The organism is Mesorhizobium sp. B2-5-11 (assembly GCF_006440835.1).
Taxonomy (GTDB): Bacteria; Pseudomonadota; Alphaproteobacteria; order Rhizobiales; family Rhizobiaceae; genus Mesorhizobium.
Genome location: NZ_VFUK01000006.1, coordinates 270,343 through 288,763 on the forward strand (window position 1 = coordinate 270,343; position 18,421 = coordinate 288,763).

The 18,421-nt window shown below is 65.5% G+C and carries 12 protein-coding genes; 6 read left to right on the forward strand and 6 right to left on the reverse strand.

What is annotated here, in order from left to right:
• The first annotated feature begins 24 nt into the window (after positions 1-24).
• Positions 25-825 (forward strand): oxaloacetate decarboxylase, encoded by an 801-nt coding sequence (locus FJ490_RS20555; RefSeq protein WP_140523629.1) that lies wholly within the window; start codon positions 25-27, stop codon positions 823-825.
• A gap of 13 nt (positions 826-838) precedes the next feature.
• Entirely contained in the window at positions 839-1,837 is a 999-nt protein-coding gene (locus FJ490_RS20560; RefSeq protein ID WP_140670796.1) for a proline racemase family protein, read from the forward strand.
• Positions 1,838-1,848: 11 nt separating this feature from the next.
• On the opposite strand, the gene FJ490_RS20565 is transcribed toward FJ490_RS20560, so the two are convergent.
• Both FJ490_RS20565 and FJ490_RS20570 read right to left on the reverse strand, forming a co-directional pair.
• Positions 1,849-2,562 (reverse strand): sulfate transporter family protein, encoded by a 714-nt coding sequence (locus FJ490_RS20565; protein ID WP_140556837.1) that lies wholly within the window; start codon positions 2,560-2,562, stop codon positions 1,849-1,851.
• A 167-nt stretch (positions 2,563-2,729) separates the two neighbouring features.
• Positions 2,730-3,632, reverse strand: a complete 903-nt coding sequence (locus FJ490_RS20570) for an EamA family transporter (protein ID WP_140512978.1) — start codon at positions 3,630-3,632, stop codon at positions 2,730-2,732.
• A gap of 199 nt (positions 3,633-3,831) precedes the next feature.
• Here FJ490_RS20570 and FJ490_RS20575 point away from each other — a divergent pair, with 199 nt between their 5' ends.
• Together FJ490_RS20575 and FJ490_RS20580 are read left to right on the forward strand one after the other, a co-directional pair.
• The gene (locus FJ490_RS20575) at positions 3,832-4,824 is read left to right on the forward strand and encodes an adenosine kinase (RefSeq protein ID WP_140512976.1); all 993 of its coding nucleotides are present in this window, start codon (positions 3,832-3,834) and stop codon (positions 4,822-4,824) included.
• A 472-nt stretch (positions 4,825-5,296) separates the two neighbouring features.
• A complete protein-coding gene (locus FJ490_RS20580; protein WP_140512974.1) occupies positions 5,297-5,998 on the forward strand; it encodes a hypothetical protein in 702 nt (233 codons plus the stop codon).
• A gap of 48 nt (positions 5,999-6,046) precedes the next feature.
• On the opposite strand, the gene FJ490_RS20585 is transcribed toward FJ490_RS20580, so the two are convergent.
• Positions 6,047-8,326, reverse strand: a complete 2,280-nt coding sequence (locus FJ490_RS20585) for an NADP-dependent malic enzyme (RefSeq protein WP_140497115.1) — start codon at positions 8,324-8,326, stop codon at positions 6,047-6,049.
• 217 nt (positions 8,327-8,543) lie between these two features.
• Here FJ490_RS20585 and mutS point away from each other — a divergent pair, with 217 nt between their 5' ends.
• Positions 8,544-11,306 carry a DNA mismatch repair protein MutS gene (gene mutS / locus FJ490_RS20590; protein WP_140556839.1) on the forward strand — a complete coding sequence of 921 codons (2,763 nt, stop codon included), beginning with the start codon at positions 8,544-8,546 and terminating at the stop codon, positions 11,304-11,306.
• 255 nt (positions 11,307-11,561) lie between these two features.
• On the opposite strand, the gene FJ490_RS20595 is transcribed toward mutS, so the two are convergent.
• The 3 genes from FJ490_RS20595 to FJ490_RS20605 form a co-directional block, all read right to left on the reverse strand.
• Complete coding sequence (locus tag FJ490_RS20595) at positions 11,562-12,407, reverse strand: aldo/keto reductase (RefSeq protein ID WP_140559738.1); 846 nt, start codon at positions 12,405-12,407, stop codon at positions 11,562-11,564.
• Positions 12,408-12,485: 78 nt separating this feature from the next.
• Positions 12,486-12,878 carry a DUF305 domain-containing protein gene (locus FJ490_RS20600; protein WP_140728836.1) on the reverse strand — a complete coding sequence of 131 codons (393 nt, stop codon included), beginning with the start codon at positions 12,876-12,878 and terminating at the stop codon, positions 12,486-12,488.
• Positions 12,879-12,921: 43 nt separating this feature from the next.
• The gene (locus tag FJ490_RS20605; RefSeq protein WP_140670793.1) at positions 12,922-15,426 is read right to left on the reverse strand and encodes a heavy metal translocating P-type ATPase; all 2,505 of its coding nucleotides are present in this window, start codon (positions 15,424-15,426) and stop codon (positions 12,922-12,924) included.
• A 187-nt stretch (positions 15,427-15,613) separates the two neighbouring features.
• On the opposite strand from FJ490_RS20605, the gene FJ490_RS20610 reads away from it, so the two are divergent.
• Positions 15,614-18,415 carry a [protein-PII] uridylyltransferase gene (locus FJ490_RS20610; protein WP_140670791.1) on the forward strand — a complete coding sequence of 934 codons (2,802 nt, stop codon included), beginning with the start codon at positions 15,614-15,616 and terminating at the stop codon, positions 18,413-18,415.
• Positions 18,416-18,421 lie beyond the last annotated feature (6 nt).

Sequence of the window (18,421 nt, forward strand, 5' to 3'; positions counted from 1 at the left end):
ACTCAACACGATGGGGGAACTTCCATGGACAAGGGCAAGATCTTTCGCGACCTGCATGCCTCGACCTTCGTCATGCCCAACCCGTGGGACGTCGGCACGACGAAGCTGCTTGGATCCTTCGGTTTCAAGGCGCTGGCGACGACCAGCGCCGGTTTCGCCTTCTCGCGCGGCCTGCCGGACGGCGCGGTGACCTTCGACCAGATGATCCATCATTGCCGCGAGGTGACGGCGGCAACCGAGCTGCCGGTTTCGGCCGACCTCGAACGCGGCAAGGGCGACAGCGCCGAGCAGGCCGCCGAAACCATCTTCGCGGCTGAAGCCGCCGGCCTTGCCGGCTGCTCGATCGAGGACCACACCGGCGACCCGAACAAGCCGATCTATGATTTTTCGCACGCGGTGGAGCGCGTCGCGGCGGCGGCGGAAGCGGCCCGCGCGCTGAAACGCGATTTCGTCTTCACCGCGCGGGCGGAGAACTTCCTCTGGGGCAAGTCCGACCTCGACGACACCATCAAGCGGCTGCAGGCATTCGAGAAGGCGGGCGCCGACGTGCTCTACGCGCCGGGCATCGGCGACGTCGAGATGGTGCGCACGGTCTGCTCGGCGGTGAGCAAGCCGGTCAACGTCATGGCAAGGCCCGACTTCACCATTGCCGATCTGACCGCGGCCGGGGCAAAGCGCGTTTCGCTTGGGCCGTGGCTCACCAACTTCGCCTATGGCATGCTGGAAACGGCGGCGCGCGAGATCCAGCAGGACGGCACGTTCGGCTTCGCCCGCGCCGCCATGCCCTTCGGCAAGTTGCAGGCGCTGTTTGGCAAATCGGGATAAGCGGGCCGAACACATGACGCTGACCGTCGTCGACATGCACACCGGCGGCGAGCCGCTGAGGATCGTCACCGGGGGTTACCCCGATATCCCGAAGGGCACGATCCTGGAAAAGCGCGCCCATGTGCGCGACCATCTTGATCATCTCCGGAAAATCCTGATGTTCGAGCCGCGCGGCCATTACGACATGTACGGCGCGCTGCTGGTCGAGCCCGATTTGCCGGGCGCCGACCTTGCCGTGCTGTTCATGCACAATGAGGGCTATTCGACCATGTGCGGCCACGCCATCGTCGCGCTCGGCCGCTATGCCGTCGACGAAGGGCTGGTGACCAAGCGGGAACCGGTGACGATGGTCAACATCGAGGCGCCCTGCGGCATGGTGATTGCCTCGGTCGAGGTGCGCGACGGCAAGGCAGGTGCTGTGTCGTTCGAAAGCGTGCCGGCGTTCTTGTTCGCACGCGACCGCAAGATCGAGCTGCCCGGCTACGGCGCGATCGGCTTCGACATCGCCTATGGCGGCGCATTCTATGCGCTGGCCGACTGTCACCAGTTCGGATTGGAATTCGGCCGCGATCGGGTGCGCGATTTCGTCGATGCGGCGACGGCGCTGTCCGAAAGGCTGAAGCAGGAATTTCACCTGTCGCACCCCGACCATGCCGACCTCGCCTTTCTCTACGGCACCATTTTGACGGACGGGCGGGATACGTTTTCGGGTGAGCCGACGAAAAACGTCTGCGTCTTCGCCGAGGCGCAGGTCGACCGGTCGCCGACCGGCTCCGGCGTCACCGCCCGGCTGGCGGCGATGCATGCCAAGGGCGAGATCGCAACAGGCCAGACACGCACTTTCGAGAGCATCGCCGGCTCGCGCTTTTCCGGCGCGGTGGCGCGGATGGCGAAAGCCGGACCGCATGAAGCGATCATCGCCCGCGTCGGCGGCCGCGCCTACTATTGCGGCCGGGCGGAATTCATCGTCGAGCCCGACGACGAACTGGGGCGCGGCTTTCTGCTGCGGTAGGGACTGGCGCATCAACGGGACGGCTTGCTCCGCCGATCGGGCTGGGCCGAGATCGCCTTGTGCAAATGCACCATCATGGCTGCGGCAAAGAGCGGCGTCACCAGGTTGAGCAGCGGCACGGCAAGAAAGGCCGCGATGACCAGGCCGGCGAGAAAGACCGTCCGGGCATGGTGCCGGCGCAAGGCCCTGGCCTCTTCTTCCGGGCGGAAACGCATGGCGGCGAATTCGAAGAATTCGCGCCCGAGCAGGTAGCCGTTGACGATGAAAAAGGCGGCGATGTTGATGCCCGGCGCCAGCAGTAGCAGCAGGGCGACGATGTTGCCCAGAACGACGACGCCGAAGAACTTTATCGCCAGCACCAGCGAGCGCAGCGCCGGCATGGCGCGGCCGGGCGGATCGCCGGGATAATCGGTACGCTCCACCACTTCGGCGACATCGTCGAGGAACAGACCGGCGACGACGGCCGTGGCCGGCGCGACGACCAGCGCCATGCCGAAAGCAAGCGCGATGGCCGCGACGATGCCGCCCAGCCAACCGGCCCAGGACGGCAGGCCGGGAAACAGCGTGTGCAGCCACGGCAGCGCCAGCCACTCGACGAGGCTGGTCAGCCCGAACCACAAGGCGACCAGCGCAAGCACAGTCAGGCCTAGCGTCTTGAGGAAGACGGCGCGGAATTCGGGCGAGAACAACTGGCCGGCGGCGGCGCGGGCGGCGCTGGAGATCACGGTGCTTCCAACCTCACTTCGAACGCCGTGAGGATAGGCAGCAGGTCCACCCGTCACAAGCGTCTGTTGCCATGGCAATCGCTTGAGGGCTCGAATTCTCCGCATCCACCCTCTTGCGAGCGTCGGCGCCCCCAACTTCGGCAATTGAAGGCGATTGCCCCGTTTGACTATTGTGCGAGCGCCGGCTTGCGGGTGGGAATGGTCATGGCCGCGACGCCGGCGACGACGAAGGCCATGCCGAGCCAGGCCGTCGAACCCAGGCTTTCGCCAAGGAAAACGGCGCCGATGCCGACGCCGATCGGCACGCGCAGATAGGCCTGCGAGGTCGTGCCGACCGAGCCCAGCGTGTGGATCAGGCGGAAATAGATGACGAAGGCCAGCGCGGTCGAAAACACCGACAGGCCGAGCAAGGCCAGGATCGACGCCGTCGACGGCGCCAAGGTCCAGGGCTGGTCGACGGCGAGGCTGAGCGGCACCAGGATGACGGCGCCGCAGAGCATCGAGCCGGCGGCGGGCAGCATCGGGTCGAGGCCCTTGAAGCCTCGGCCGAAGATCGCCGCCCCCGCATAGCAGACCGTTGCAAGGACGATGGCAAGCTGCGCCCAAAGTTCATGGCCGAGACCGCCCAGCGCCTGTGTGCCCACGATGAGGCAGATGCCGGCAATGCCGGCGCCGACGCCGATCAGTTTGCGCAGCGTCACCGGTTCATGGCGGGTGATGAGCGCGGTCAACAGGAAGGTGAAGATAGGCGACGTCGCGTTGAGGATGGTGGCGAGGCCGGCATCCACCGAGCGCTCGGCGGCGGCGATCAGGGTGAACGGGATGACGCTGTTGAGGCACGCCTGGAAGGCGAAACGACGCCAGCTCGCTGCATCGCCCGGCATGGCGAGCCCGCGCCAGCGGATGATGGCCAGCAGGATCGCGCCCGCGATCAAGGTGCGGGCGGCGATGAACGTCACCGGCGGGATCGTCTCGACGCCGATCTTGATGAACGTATAGGAGGCGCCCCAAAGCACCGCCAGGAGGGCGAGCAGCGCCAGATCGGTGTTCATGTCGTTTCTTTCAGGCATGGGCTTGCCGCCTTCGGGCCGGGATCGAACGGCCCTTTTTAGGCAAAGCCGCGGTGAAATGCTTCGGCCACGACCGAATTGTCGTAGCTCCTGGGCGTCACGCGATATGAACATGGCCTAGGCAAACCGGTTGCAAATCGCTAGACCCGCGCCCGGCCGGCATGGCAAGAAGCCGGCGCGGATTTTGGCGGAGACATTGATGCCGGACTATGACGTGCTTTGCATCGGCAATGCGATTGTCGACATCATCGCCCAGTGCGAAGAGGAATTCCTGGAGACCAATGGCATCATCAAGGGCGCGATGAACCTCATCGACACGCACCGCGCCGAGCTACTCTACAGCCGCATGGGCCCGGCGATCGAGGCGTCCGGTGGCAGCGCGGGCAACACGGCGGCCGGCGTTGCCTCCTTCGGCGGCCGCGCCGCCTTCTTCGGCAAGGTTTCCAACGATGCTTTGGGCGAAATCTATGCCCACGACATCCACGCCCAGGGCGTCGCCTTCGACACCAAGCCGCTTCAGGGCGAGCCGCCGACGGCGCGCTCGATGATTTTCGTCACCCCCGACGGCGAGCGCTCTATGAACACCTATCTCGGCGCCTGCGTCGAGCTCGGGCCGGAGGATGTCGAGGCCGACAAGGCGTCGGGCGCCAAGATTACCTATTTCGAGGGCTATCTGTGGGATCCGCCGCGCGCCAAGGAGGCGATCCGGCAGACGGCCAAGCTGGCGCACGCGGCGGGCCGCGAAGTGTCGATGACCTTGTCGGATTCGTTCTGCGTCGACCGCTACCGCGACGAGTTCCTCGAGCTGATGCGCTCGGGCACCGTGGACATCGTCTTCGCCAACAGCCACGAGATCAAGTCGCTCTACCAGACCTCGTCCTTCGACGAGGCGCTGGCCCAGATCCGCAAGGACTGCAAGGTCGCCGCCGTGACGCGTTCGGAAAAAGGCTCCGTCATCGCGCGCGGCGACGAGACCGTCGTCATCCAGGCGACCGCCATCAAGGAGCTGGTCGACACGACGGGCGCCGGCGACCTCTATGCCGCGGGTTTCCTGCATGGCTATACCCAGGGCCGCGACCTCAAGACCTGCGGCGATCTCGGCTCACTGGCGGCCGGCCTGGTGATCCAGCAGATCGGGCCGAGGCCAAGGCAGAATCTGCGTCGCGAGGCCGAGCTGGCGGGGCTGCTGTAGGAGGGCGGTGAAGCTGCCGATCTCCCCCTCGTGGGGGAGATGGCCGGCAGGCCAGAGGGGGGGCGCTGTCCCGCTGGCATATCCAGGGTTCTACACTGCCGCCAAGCCCGAAATGAACGGCATGAGCGTACTGTCATGTCGGGGCGCCAGTTCGAAGAGTATGGGCACGCGGAAGGGAACCACCGCAACCTAGCGATCCTTCGCGCGCCCCTCTGCCCTGCCGGGCATCTCCCCCACGAGGGGGGAGATCGGCAGCTTCACCGTCGCGCGGCTGTCACACATCGCACCTACACGCAATCTGGGCGCCCTTTGACTGACATTTGGGCGCCCTCAACCAGTTGGGGTGCCAAGATGCAAGAAAGCAAGCTGTCGGGCGGCCGGATTTGTTGCCGCCGCGATTTCCGCTTTCCACATTAGAAATTCAGCAACGGGCGCAGTCGGGAAGGAGCGCTCGCGGCCCGAAGACAGATGCATGAACAGATTTCACATAACCGGTCTTAAACAAGACGACTTCGCGGACATGGTCGCGGAGAAGGTCGAGCGGGCGCTCGCCCACTATGACGAGGCCATCAACAAACCCACCATGGTCTCGGTTGGCAAGATCGCCGGCAGCATAGCGTCAGCCGTCACCTTGCTATCGCCGACGCATCAGCGCGCCATCGATGCCATTCATGCCGACCTTCCGGGGCTGGCGTCGAAATTCGTGCGTGCGCTGGCCGTGGAAGCCGCGCGCCGCAGCGAAGCCGGCACCGCGGGCGCCACAAATCCATCGGCGGGTTTCGACGGCCCCGCCTCCCCGCTTCCGCGCACCCAGTCCGACGACCTCGAATCGATGCTGATCGAAGACTGGGCCGGGCGGGTCGCCGGTTCGACCTATCTGGAGGAACACCTGCGCATTGCCCGCTCGACCCTGCACCGCTGGCAAAGGCGGGGCGAGGTGGTCGCCTTGCGCAAGGGCGGCCGCAAGCACGTCTTCCCGCTGGCGCAGTTCGTCGACGGCAGGCCGGTGGCGGGTATTCGAGAGGTGCTGTCGTTGATCGGCAATCCGAGGCTGGCATGGCTGTGGCTGACCCGCCCCTCGGCGCCGCTCGACGAGCGCATTCCCATCGACCTGCTGCGGCAAGATCAGGTCAAGGAGGTCGTCGAGGCGGCGCGGGTGTTTTCCGCGGGTTAAGCGCGATCAGATCCGCCGCTGCTTTCGCATCCGACGCGCGGACCTTCCTCAGGTCCCCGCCGTGTAGGCCGCGATCGCCGCCATGTTGACGATATCGCTGTCCTTGGCGTTCAGCGAGACGATCTGCACCGGCTTGTTCAGCCCGACCAGCAGTGGGCCGATGACCGTCGAGCCGCCGAGCTCCTGCAGCATCTTGGTTGAGATCGAGGCGGAGTGGAAGGCCGGCATGATCAGCACATTGGCCGGGCCGGTCAGCCTCATGAACGGGTATTGCGCCATGGCACGGGCGTTGAGCGCGACGTCGGCGGCCATCTCGCCGTCATACTCGAAATCGACGCGGCGCTTGTCGAGGATGCGCACGGCTTCTTGGATGCGCTCGGAGCGCTCGCCGTGGGGATGGCCGAAGGTGGAATAGGCGAGCATGGCGAGCCTCGGCTCATAGCCCATGCGGCGGGCAAAGCCTGCCGCTTCCTCCGCGATATCGGCGATCTGCTCGGCGTTCGGCATGTCGTGCACGGCGGTGTCGGCGACGATCACGGTGCGGCCGCGCGCCAAAACGATCGACACGCCGATGACGCGGTGGCCGGGCTTGGCGTCGATGACGCGCCTGACATCGTCGAGCGCGGTGGAATAGTTGCGGGTGACGCCGGTGACGATGCCGTCGGCATCCCCCAGCGCCACCATGCAGGCGGCGAAATGGTTGCGGTCGTTGTTGATCAGGCGCTGGCAGTCGCGGAACAGGAAGCCTTTGCGCTGCATGCGCTCGTAGAGATAATCGGTATAGACCGAATTGCGGCGCGACAGGCGAGCATTGATGATCTCCAGCCCCTGCTTGTCGAGGTCGATGCCGGCGTGCCTGGCGTTCTCCTTGATGACGTCGTCGCGGCCGAGCAGGATGGCGGTGCCGAGCCGCTGGTTCACATAGGAGACGGCGGCGCGCATCACTTGCTCCTCCTCGCCCTCGGCGAAGACGATGCGCTTGGGCTGGCGGCGCACACGGTCATAGATGCGCTGCAAGGTCGAGGCGATCGGATCACGGCGGGCCGACAGCTCCTGCGCGTAGCGGTCGAGATCGAGGATCGGCTTGCGGGCGACGCCAGAATCCATCGCCGCCCTGGCGACGGCCAGCGGAATGGCCGAAATCAGGCGCGGATCGAACGGCACCGGGATGATGTAGTTGGGGCCGAATTTCGGCCGGTTGCCCTGGTAGGCTGCGGCGACGTCGTCGGGCACGTCCTTGCGTGCCAGGTCGGCAAGCGCACGCGCGGCGGCGATCTTCATGTCGTCATTGATGGTGGTGGCCCGCACATCCAGCGCGCCGCGGAAAATATAGGGGAAGCCGAGCACGTTGTTGACCTGATTGGGATAATCCGAACGCCCGGTCGCCATGATGGCGTCGGTGCGGATCTCCGCCACTTCCTCGGGCGTGATCTCGGGATCGGGGTTGGCCATGGCGAAGATGATCGGGTTCTTGGCCATGGAACGCACCATGGCGGTGGTCAGCGCGCCCTTGGCGGAAAGGCCGAGGAAGACGTCGGCGCCGTCCAGCGCCTCGGCCAGCGACCGCGCATCGGTCTTGACCGCATGCGCCGACTTCCACTGGTTCATGCCTTCGGTGCGGCCCTGGAAGACCACGCCCTTGGTGTCGCACAGGATGATGTTTTCGGGCGCAAAGCCCATCGCCTTCATCAGCTCGATACAGGCGATGCCGGCCGCACCGGCGCCGTTGCAGACCATCCTGGTGGTCTTCATGTCGCGGCCGGTGATCTCCAGCGCGTTGATCAGGCCGGCGGCCGAGATGATGGCGGTGCCGTGCTGGTCGTCGTGGAAGACCGGGATGTCCATCAGCTCGCGCAACCGCTGCTCGATGATGAAGCATTCCGGCGCCTTGATGTCCTCCAGGTTGATGCCGCCGAAGGAGGGCCCAAGGAAGCGCACGCAGTTGATGAACTCGTCGGCGTCCTCGGTGTCGACCTCGAGGTCGATGGAATCGACGTCGGCGAAGCGCTTGAACAGCACCGCCTTTCCCTCCATGACCGGCTTGGAGGCCAGCGCGCCGAGATTGCCCAAGCCCAGGATCGCGGTGCCGTTGGAGATGACGGCGACCATGTTGCCGCGCGACGTGTAGTCGAAGGCACGGCTGGGATCCTCCGCGATGGCCAGTACCGGCACGGCGACGCCAGGCGAATAGGCGAGGCTCAAATCGCGCTGCGTGGCCATCGGCTTGGTGGCGACGATCTCGAGCTTGCCGGGCCGCCCCATGGCGTGGAATTCGAGCGCTTCCTGCGCGCTGACGGACGGACCGCTGTTTTCGGTTTTCCTTGCCATGATGCTTTTGATTTCCTCGCCATGCGGCACCTCCTTGAGGCGGGTGCCTTGTGTGATTCCGAATTAAGACTACGCGCCGCCGCGTGTAAACCGCCAAGCGTTACCGAACTGGCGTCGGAAGGACGCATGGCGTTCAATGGTGGTTGATCTCCGTTCTTCCCCTGCTTTTCCAATGGCCGGCATTAAACCCCGCCGCCACATCTGCTAGCGTGAGCGCATGAACATGCACATTCAAAACGAACCGGACGCTCCCGAGGCGATCACGCCGGCAGCCGCTGGCGGCGTCACGCCGATGATGGAGCAGTTCATCGAGATCAAGGCGGCGAACCCGGATTCGCTGCTGTTCTACCGGATGGGCGATTTCTACGAGCTGTTCTTCGAGGATGCGGAGAAGGCGAGCCGGGCGCTCGGCATCGTGCTGACCAAGCGCGGCAAGCATCAGGGACACGACATCCCGATGTGCGGCGTGCCAGTGCATGCGGCGGACGACTATCTGCAGAAACTGATCGCGCAGGGTTTCCGCGTCGCCGTCTGCGAGCAGATCGAGGATCCGGCCGAAGCCAAGAAGCGCGGCTCCAAATCGGTGGTGCGCCGCGATGTGGTGCGGCTGGTGACGCCTGGCACCATCACCGAGGACAAATTGCTGGCGCCGTCGGAATCGAGTTTCCTGATGGCGCTGGGACGAGTGAAGGGCGGCGGCGATCCAAGAAGTGGGGAGCGCGGCGGCGCGACCGGGACCCAAGGAAGCTTTGCCCTGGCTTGGATCGACATTTCGACCGGGGCTTTCCGGGTCACAGACACCACCGCCGACCGGCTGCTGGCCGACATCTTCCGCGTCGATCCGCGCGAGCTGATCGTCGCCGATCCGGTGTTCCACGATCCCGAATTGCGACCGGTATTCGACATGCTCGGCCGCGTCGCCAACCCGCAGCCGCCGAGCCTGTTCGATTCGGCCTCGGCGGCCGCGCGCATCGCCCGCTTCTTCGAGGTGGCGACACCGGACAGCTTTGGTGCGTTTTCCCGTGCCGAGCTGTCGGCGATCTCGGGCGCCATCGCCTATGTCGAAAAGACGCAGAAGGCCGAGCGGCCGCCGCTGTCGCGCCCCGAGCGCGAGGAGGCCGGCTCGACCCTGTTCATCGACCCGGCGACGCGCGGCAACCTGGAACTCCTGCGCACGCTGTCGGGCAGCCGTGAAGGCTCATTGTTCAAGGCGATCGACCGCACGGTGACCGGCGGCGGCGCCAGGCTGCTCGCCGACCGGCTGATGGCGCCGCTGACCGATCCGGCGGCAATTGCCGCGCGGCTGGATTCGGTGTCGTTCTTCCGTTCCGAGACGCGGCTTTGCCAGACCGTGCGGGCGAGCCTGAAGAGCGTCGCCGACATGCCGCGCGCGTTGTCGCGGCTGGCGCTCAACCGCGGCGGCCCGCGCGACCTCGGCGCGCTGCGCGCCGGCTTCGAGGCGGCCGGCGCGATCGCGGAGGTCTTTGCCGCGACCGCCCTGCCCCAGGAATTGGCGGCGGCGCTCGCCGCCATCCGGGCGCTGCCGCACGCGCTTGCCGGGCATCTGACGCAGGCACTTGGCGAGGAACTGCCGCTGCTGAAGCGCGACGGCGGCTTCATCCGAGGCGGCTACAACGCCGAGCTCGACGAGATGCGGGCGCTGCGCGACGAGTCGCGAAAAGTGATCGCCGGGCTGGAGCGTTCGCTGATCGAGGAGACCGGCATTCGGTCCCTGAAGATCCGGCACAACAATGTGCTCGGCTACTACATCGAGGTGACCGCCAACCATCACGCGGTGATGACCGGCAGCGATGGCGCCAAGGCGCGCTTCATCCACCGCCAGACCATGGCCAACGCCATGCGCTTCACCACGACGGAGCTGGCGGAGCTGGAAACAAAGATCGCCAATGCCGCCGACCGGGCGCTGAGCATCGAGCTTGCCGCCTTCGACGCGCTGACGGCGGAAGCGGTCGGCGAAGCGGAGAAGATCCGCGCCGGGGCCGATGCGCTCGCCGTGCTGGACGTGTCGGCGGCGCTCGCGCTTTTGTCGGAAAGCGAGGCCTGGTGCCGGCCGCTGGTCGATGCCAGCCTTGCCTTCGAGATTTCGGGTGGGCGCCATCCCGTGGTCGAACAGGCGCTGCGGCGCTCGGGCGAAGGGCCGTTCGTGGCCAATGACTGCGACCTGTCGCCGGAGGGCCGCGCCAAGAACGGCGCGATCTGGCTGCTGACCGGCCCCAATATGGGCGGTAAATCGACATTCCTGCGGCAGAACGCGCTGATCGCCATCCTGGCCCAGACCGGCTCTTTCGTGCCGGCGACATCGGCTCATATCGGCGTCGTCGACCGCCTCTTTTCCCGCGTCGGCGCCTCGGACGATCTGGCGCGCGGCCGATCGACCTTCATGGTCGAGATGGTCGAGACGGCGGCGATCCTCAACCAGGCCGGCGAACGGGCGCTGGTAATCCTCGACGAGATCGGCCGCGGCACCGCCACGTTCGACGGCCTGTCGATCGCCTGGGCCGCGGTGGAATATCTGCACGAGAAGAACCGCTGCCGGGCGATCTTCGCCACGCATTTCCACGAAATGACCTCGCTTGCCGGCAAGCTGGCGCGGCTCCACAACGTCACCATGCGGGTCAAGGAATGGGAGAACGACGTCGTCTTCCTGCACGAGGTCGGCAAGGGCGCGGCCGACCGCTCCTACGGCATCCAGGTGGCGCGGCTGGCCGGCCTGCCGGAGGCGGTGGTGGACCGTGCCAAGGAAGTGCTGCACCAGCTCGAGGAAGGCGAGGTTTCGGGCAAGACCAACCGGCTGGTCGACGACCTGCCGCTGTTTTCCGTGGCGGTGAAGCGGGAAGCGCAGAAGCCGGTCAAGAGCGATGCGCTGGGCGTCGCACTCAGTGACATCAATCCCGATGAGATGACGCCGAGGGAAGCGCTGGAAGCGCTTTATCGGTTGAAGGGGTTGGCGGGGATGTAAATTGAACCTGCTGGCATGGCGGTATCGCCGAAACCGCCAATCTCCCCCCCTTGAGGGGGAGATGTCCGGCAGGACAGAGGGGGGCCTCGTAGAGTGGCGGCCTTGATTAACTTGCCCTCTGGCGATGCTCGCCGGAGTATGCCAGCGCGGAAGCCGTCGTTGTAAAAATTGATGTGTTGGCGGGACAGCGCCCCCCTCTGCCCTGCCGGGCATCTCCCCCTCGAGGGGGGAGATTGGCAGCTTCACCGATAACGCTCAGATCATCTCCAGCCCGCGTTTGCGGCTCGGCGGCGGGAAGGCGCGGTCGAGGTCGGCGAGGTCCTCGCCTGTGAGCTCGATGTCGAGTGCCGCGACATTCTGGTGGACATGGTCCTGGCTGCTGGCCTTGGGAATGGCGATGACGCCATCCTGGTGCATCACCCAGGCCAGTGCGATTTGTGCCGCGGTCGCACCGTGGCGGTCTGCGACCGCGTCTAAACTGGCATTGCGCGCCAAGGCGCCCTGCTCGACCGGCGAATAGGCCATAAGAGGAATTCCGCGTTTCCGGCTCCAGGGCGCCAGATCGAACTCAAGGCCGCGCCGGACCAGATTGTAGAGCACCTGGTTGGTCTGGACGTTGCCGCCGTCGGGCAGGCCGACCAGCTCTTCCATCTCCCCGGTGTCGAAATTGCTGACGCCCCAGTGGCGGATCTTGCCGGCTTTCTTCAGCGCCTCGAAAGCTTCGACGGTTTCGGCCAGGGGCACGCTGCCCGGCCAATGCAGCAGATAAAGATCGATACGGTCGGTGGCGAGGCGCTTCAGGCTGTTTTCGCAGGCGCGCTGCACGCCGGCGCGCGAGGCGTTGGACGGCAGCACCTTCGAGACCAGGAAGACCTCGGCACGCTGCCCGGCAATGGCTTCGGCCACCACCTCCTCGGCGCCGCCGCTGGCGTACATTTCGGCGGTGTCGATCAGCTTGACGCCGAGATCGAGACCAAGCTTGAGGGCATTCACCTCCTCCGCGCGGCGGCGCGAATCCTCGCCCATTTTCCAGGTGCCCTGGCCGAGAACGGGGATGGCTTCGCCGCAGGGCAGCGTGGTGGTTCTGACGCTCGATGGCATGGCAGGCTCCAGTTGAGACGGGATCGCATCACAGGCCGGACGAGAAATTCAGAGGCGTTCTCGCCGAGCCGCGAAAGCTTACTTCACCGGATGGGCGGCGAGCCAGTCCTGCATCTGCTTGATCTCGGCTTCCTGCGCCGCGATGACGGCCTCGGCCAGCTTGCGGATCTCGGGGTCCTTGCCGTTGGCGAGTTCGACCTTGGCCATGTCGATGGCGCCCTGGTGGTGCGGGATCATGCCGCGGACGAAATCGACGTCGGCGTCGCCGGTGTATTTGGAGGCCATCATGTCGGCGTGCATCTTGTCCATAGCCGCCTTGTAGCCTGCGGTCGACGGGCCTTCCGCCCCCGTCGCCATGCCGGCCATCTCGTGCTTCATCTCTTCGCTCTGTGCGGGAACGCTTTCGAGGAAGACGGCAACCAGCATTCCAGCCGCCATCAGCAGCAGCACGATTTTTTTGGCCAAGGTCATTGATGGTCTCCTGTTGATCGGGTTTCGTATTTGGGGGATCGGCTCAAAGTTTCAATGTCCTCAGCCGCAACGCATTGGCGATCACTGAAACCGAGGACAGGCTCATCGCCGCCGCCGCCAGCATCGGCGACAACAGCGTGCCGGTCAGCGGATAGAGCACGCCGGCCGCAACCGGCACGCCAAGCACATTGTAGAGGAAGGCGAAGAACAGGTTCTGCCTGATATTGCGGATGGTCGCCTGCGCCAGTGTGCGGGCACGCACGATGCCGTTGAGGTCGCCCTTGACCAAAGTGATGCCGGCGCTTTCGACGGCGACATCGGCGCCGGTGCCCATGGCGATACCGACATCGGCGGCGGCCAAGGCCGGTGCGTCGTTGACGCCGTCGCCGGCCATGGCGACGCCGGCGCCCTTGCCGCGCAATTCCTCGACCAGCGCGCCCTTCTGTTCCGGCAACAGGCCGGCGCGGACTTCGTCGATGCCGAGACTGCTGGCGATCGCGTTTGCCGTGCGCTCATTGTCGCCGGTCGCCATGATGATCCTCAAGCCGCTGTCGTGCAGGGCCTTGATCGCCTCGGCGGTGGTCGCCTTGACCGGATCGGCGACGGCGACGATGCCGGCCAATTTCCTGTCCACGACGACGAACATCGCCGTCTTGCCATCGCCTTGTAGCGCCTCGGCCACGGCCGAAACGGTGGACACGTCGACACCGAGATCACGCATCATCGCGGCGTTGCCGAGCGCGACATTCCTGCCCGAAACGGCACCGGAAACACCCTTGCCGGTGACCGCCTCGAAGCCATTGGCTTCGGCGACCCTTACACCGCGGGTCGCGGCGCCTTCGACAATAGCCTCGGCCAGGGGATGCTCCGAGCCCTTCTCCAGGCTCGCGGCGAGGCCCAGCAATTCCTCCTCCGAAAACCCATCGGCGGCCACGACATCCGTCAGTTTCGGCCGGCCTTCGGTCAGTGTCCCCGTCTTGTCGACGATCAGCGTATCGACGGAAGCGAAGCGTTCGAGCGCGGCGGCCTCCTTGATCAGCACGCCGGCATGCGCCCCGCGTCCGGTAGCGGTCATGATCGACATCGGCGTGGCGAGGCCGAGTGCACAGGGACAGGCGATGATCAACACCGAGACCGCCGAGACGATCGCGAAGATCAGGCTGGGCTCTGGGCCGAAGACCGCCCAGGCGGCGAACGCGGCGATGGCGACCAGAACGACAGCCGGGACAAAGTAGAAGGAAACGCGGTCGGCCAAGCCTTGTATCGGGGCGCGCGAACGCTGCGCCTTGGCGACCAGCTCGACGATGCGCGAGAGCGTGGTCTCGGCGCCGATGCGGTCGGCGCGCATGATCAGCGAGCCATTCTTGTTGAGCGTGCCGCCGGTGAGGGCATCCCCTTCGGCCTTCTCGACCGGCAACGGTTCGCCGGTGATCATCGATTCATCGATGGAAGAGCGGCCTTCGAGCACGGTACCGTCGACCGGCACGGCATCGCCGGGCCGGATGCGCAGGCGCTCGCCGGCCTTGACGCTGTCCAGCGGCACATCGCTCTCGGAACCGTCCTCTCCTATGCGGCGGGCGGTCTTGGGCGCAAGGTCGAGCAGGGCGCGGATCGCCGAGCCGGTCTTTTCGCGGGCGCGCAGTTCCAGCACCTGGCCGAGAAAGACCAGCGCGACGATGACGGCTGCGGCCTCGAAATAGACCGGCACCGCCCCGCCATGGCCGCGGAACTGATGCGGAAAAATGTCCGGGAACAGCGTCGCGACGACGCTGTAGAGATAGGCCGCACCGACGCCGAGCGAAATCAGCGTCCACATGTTCGGGCTGCGGTTGCGGATCGAGTCCCAGCCGCGATGAAAGAACGGAAATGCGGCCCAAAGCACGACCGGGCTTGCGAGCGCCAGCTCGATCCAGACCTTTGTCCGGTCCTCGATCAGGTTCTCGAACGACAGACCGATCATCGGCGCCATGGCGACGATGAGAAGGGGCACCGAGAGCACCGCACTGACCCAGAACCGCCTGGTGAAATCGACCAGTTCGGGATTTGGCCCCTCATCGCCTGTCGGCACGCCCATCGGCTCGAGCGCCATGCCGCAGATCGGGCAGGAGCCGGGCTTGTCGCGGACGATCTCGGGATGCATCGGGCAAGTGTATTGGGTGCCTTTCGGCATCGCTTCCGGCGCCGGTCTGTCGCCGAGATAGGTTTGCGGCGCCGCCTCGAATTTCGACTTGCAGCCGGCGGAGCAGAAATAGAAGCCCTGGCCGTCATGGCGCAGAAAATGCTTTGCCGTGGCGCGGTCCACGCTCATGCCGCAGACGGGGTCGGTGGCGGTCAGGTATTGTTTCGGCTCGGCTTGGAACTTTGTCCGACAGCCTTCGCTGCAGAAATGATAGAGGCGGCCAGCATGCTCCGATACCGGCTTGCCGGCGGCTGGATCGACGATCATGCCGCAAACCGGATCGCGCGTGACGGCGCCGGCATCCACGGCCGCGCCTTTTGCCGCGCAGCAACCACCATGCGCGTGATGATCGTGATCTGAATGCGTCATTTCGAATGCCTCTATCAAACTGCTTCGAGCCGGAGGTAGTCCTTCCAGTAACTGGAAGGTCAAGGACTGGCTTGAATTTTATTGTCGCGGGTGTCCCGCACCATGGAAACGCGTCAACCCGCCCCCATACCCAGCGCCGCGGAAACGCGCTATAGACGCCGCCCAAAAGGCAAGGCCAACCGGTACCATGGCGAAAATCTTCTTGAAGCTCGATGAACTGATCAACGGCGACGCCTTGCGCCGCGAGATGACCGCGCTGACGGCGGCCACGACCGGGGACGGCTCCGGATCGGCCGCCCGCGCCGGGGTTCTCCAGCTTCTCAAGGGCCGACTCGCCGCGGGTCGCAAAACAGCCGAGGCCATGCTGAAACAGGATGGCGGCGGCAATGCCTGCGCCGAGCGGCTGTCGCATCTGATGGATGAGCTGATCCGGGCGCTCTACGATTTTGTCGCGACCCATGTCTACCGGGTAAAGAACCGGTCGGTCGCCGAACGCATGGCCGTCGTCGCGGTCGGCGGCTATGGGCGCGGCACGCTGGCGCCGGGATCCGACATCGACCTTCTGTTCCTGCTGCCCTACAAGCAGACGCCGTGGGGCGAACAGACAGTCGAATACATGCTCTACATGCTGTGGGACCTGGGGCTGAAGGTCGGCCACGCGACCCGCAACATCGAGGAATGCCTGCGGCTGTCGCGCACCGACATCACCATCCGCACCTCGATCCTGGAAGCGCGCTTCCTGTGGGGTGAGCAGAAGCTCTACGACGAACTGATGCTGCGCTTCGACCATGAGGTGGTGCGCACCACCGGACCGGAATATGTGCAGGCCAAGCTCGCCGAACGCGACGAGCGCCATGCCAAGGCGGGCGAAAGCCGCTATCTGGTCGAGCCCAACGTCAAGGACGGCAAGGGCGGCCTGCGCGACCTGCAGACGCTGTTCTGGATCGGCAAATATTTCTACCGGGTGCGCACCGGCGAGGAGCTGGTCGAGAAGGGCGTCTTCACGCAGGCCGAGTACCGGGAATTCCAGAAGGCCGAGGATTTCCTGTGGGCCGTGCGCTGCCACATGCATTTCCTCACCGGCAAGGCCGAGGAGCGGCTGCATTTCGACATCCAGCGCGAGATTGCTGAGCGGCTGGGCTACACCACGCATCCCGGCCTGTCGGCGGTCGAGCGCTTCATGAAACACTATTTCCTCGTCGCCAAGGATGTCGGCGACCTGACCCGCATCTTCTGCGCCGCGCTCGAAGAGGAGCAGGCCAAGCATGTGCCGGGCTTCAACCGCATCTTCCTCACCTTCCAGCGCCGCAAGCGCAAGCTTGCCGGCACGTCGGATTTCATCGTCGACAACCACCGTATCAACATCGCCGACGACCAGGTGTTCGAGCGCGATCCGGTCAATCTGCTCAGGCTGTTCTGGTTCGCCGACAAGCACGGGCTGGAGTTTCACCCCGACGCGCTGAAGCTGCTCACCCGCTCGCTCGGCCTGGTCAACAAATCGCTCCGGCGCGACGAGGAGGCCAACCGGCTGTTCCTCGACATCCTGACCTCGGACCGCAACGCCGAGCTCAATCTGCGCCGCATGAACGAGGCGGGGCTGCTCGGCCGGCTGATCCCCGATTTCGGCAAGATCGTCGCCATGATGCAGTTCTCGATGTACCACCACTACACGGTCGACGAGCATCTGATCCGCTGCATCGGCGTGCTGGCCGAGATCGAGCGCGGCGACGGCGAGAAGGTGCATCCGCTGTCGCATTCGCTGATGCCGGGACTGAGAAAGAGCCGCGAAGCGCTCTACGTCGCCGTGCTGCTGCACGACATCGCCAAGGGCAGGCCGGAGGACCATTCGGAAGCCGGCGCGCGGATCGCCCGGCGCATCTGCCCGCATATGGGACTTTCGACCGCCGACACCGAAACGGTGGCCTGGCTGGTCGAGAACCATCTGGTCATGTCGATGACGGCGCAGACGCGCGATCTCAACGATCGCAAGACGATCGAGGACTTCGCCTCGATCGTGCAGTCCGTCGAGCGGCTGAAGCTGCTTCTCATCCTCACCGTCTGCGACATCAGGGGCGTCGGACCGGGCGTCTGGAACGGTTGGAAGGGCCAGTTGCTGCGCACGCTGTACTACGAGACCGAACTGCTGCTCACCGGCGGCTTCTCGGAAGTGTCGCGCGCCCAGCGCACGGCGGCGGCGCGCGAGTGCCTGGCCGAAGCCCTCGCCGGCTGGCCCGACAAGATCCGCAAACGCTATGTCGGCCTGCACTATGAGAATTACCTGTTGACCGTCGACCTGCCGGACCAGCTTCGCCACGCCGAATTCATCCGCGAGGCGGATGCGTCCGGCAACAAGCTCGCCACCATGGTCAAGACGCACCAGTTCGAGGCGGTGACCGAGATCACCGTTTTGGCGCAGGACCATCCGCGCCTGCTGTCGGTGATCGCCGGCGCCTGTGCGGCGGCCGGCGGCAACATCGTCGACGCGCAGATCTTCACCACCTCGGACGGCCGCGCGCTGGACACGATCCTGATCTCGAGGGAGTTCGATCGCGACGAGGACGAGCGCCGGCGTGCCGAGCGCGTCGGGCGGCTGATCGAGGACGTGCTGTCGGGCAAAAGCTGGCTGCCGGAAATGATCGAGAAGCGCACCAAGCCCAAGCGCGGCGCCAAGGTCTTCCGGATCGCGCCGCGCGCCGAAATCCGCAACACGCTGTCGAACCGATTTTCGGTGATCGAGGTCGAGGGGCTGGACCGGCCGGGCCTGTTGTCGGAGATCACCGGAACGCTGTCCGACCTGTCGCTCGACATCGCGTCGGCCCACATCACCACCTTCGGCGAAAAGGTGATCGATACGTTCTATGTCACCGATCTCACCGGCCAGAAGATCGACAGCCCGTCACGCACCACCACCATCCGCAACCGGCTGACGGCGACGCTCGAGGGCACGGCCTCCGAACGCGGCAGCAGGACCAGGGCCGCCGCCGAGTGAGCGCCA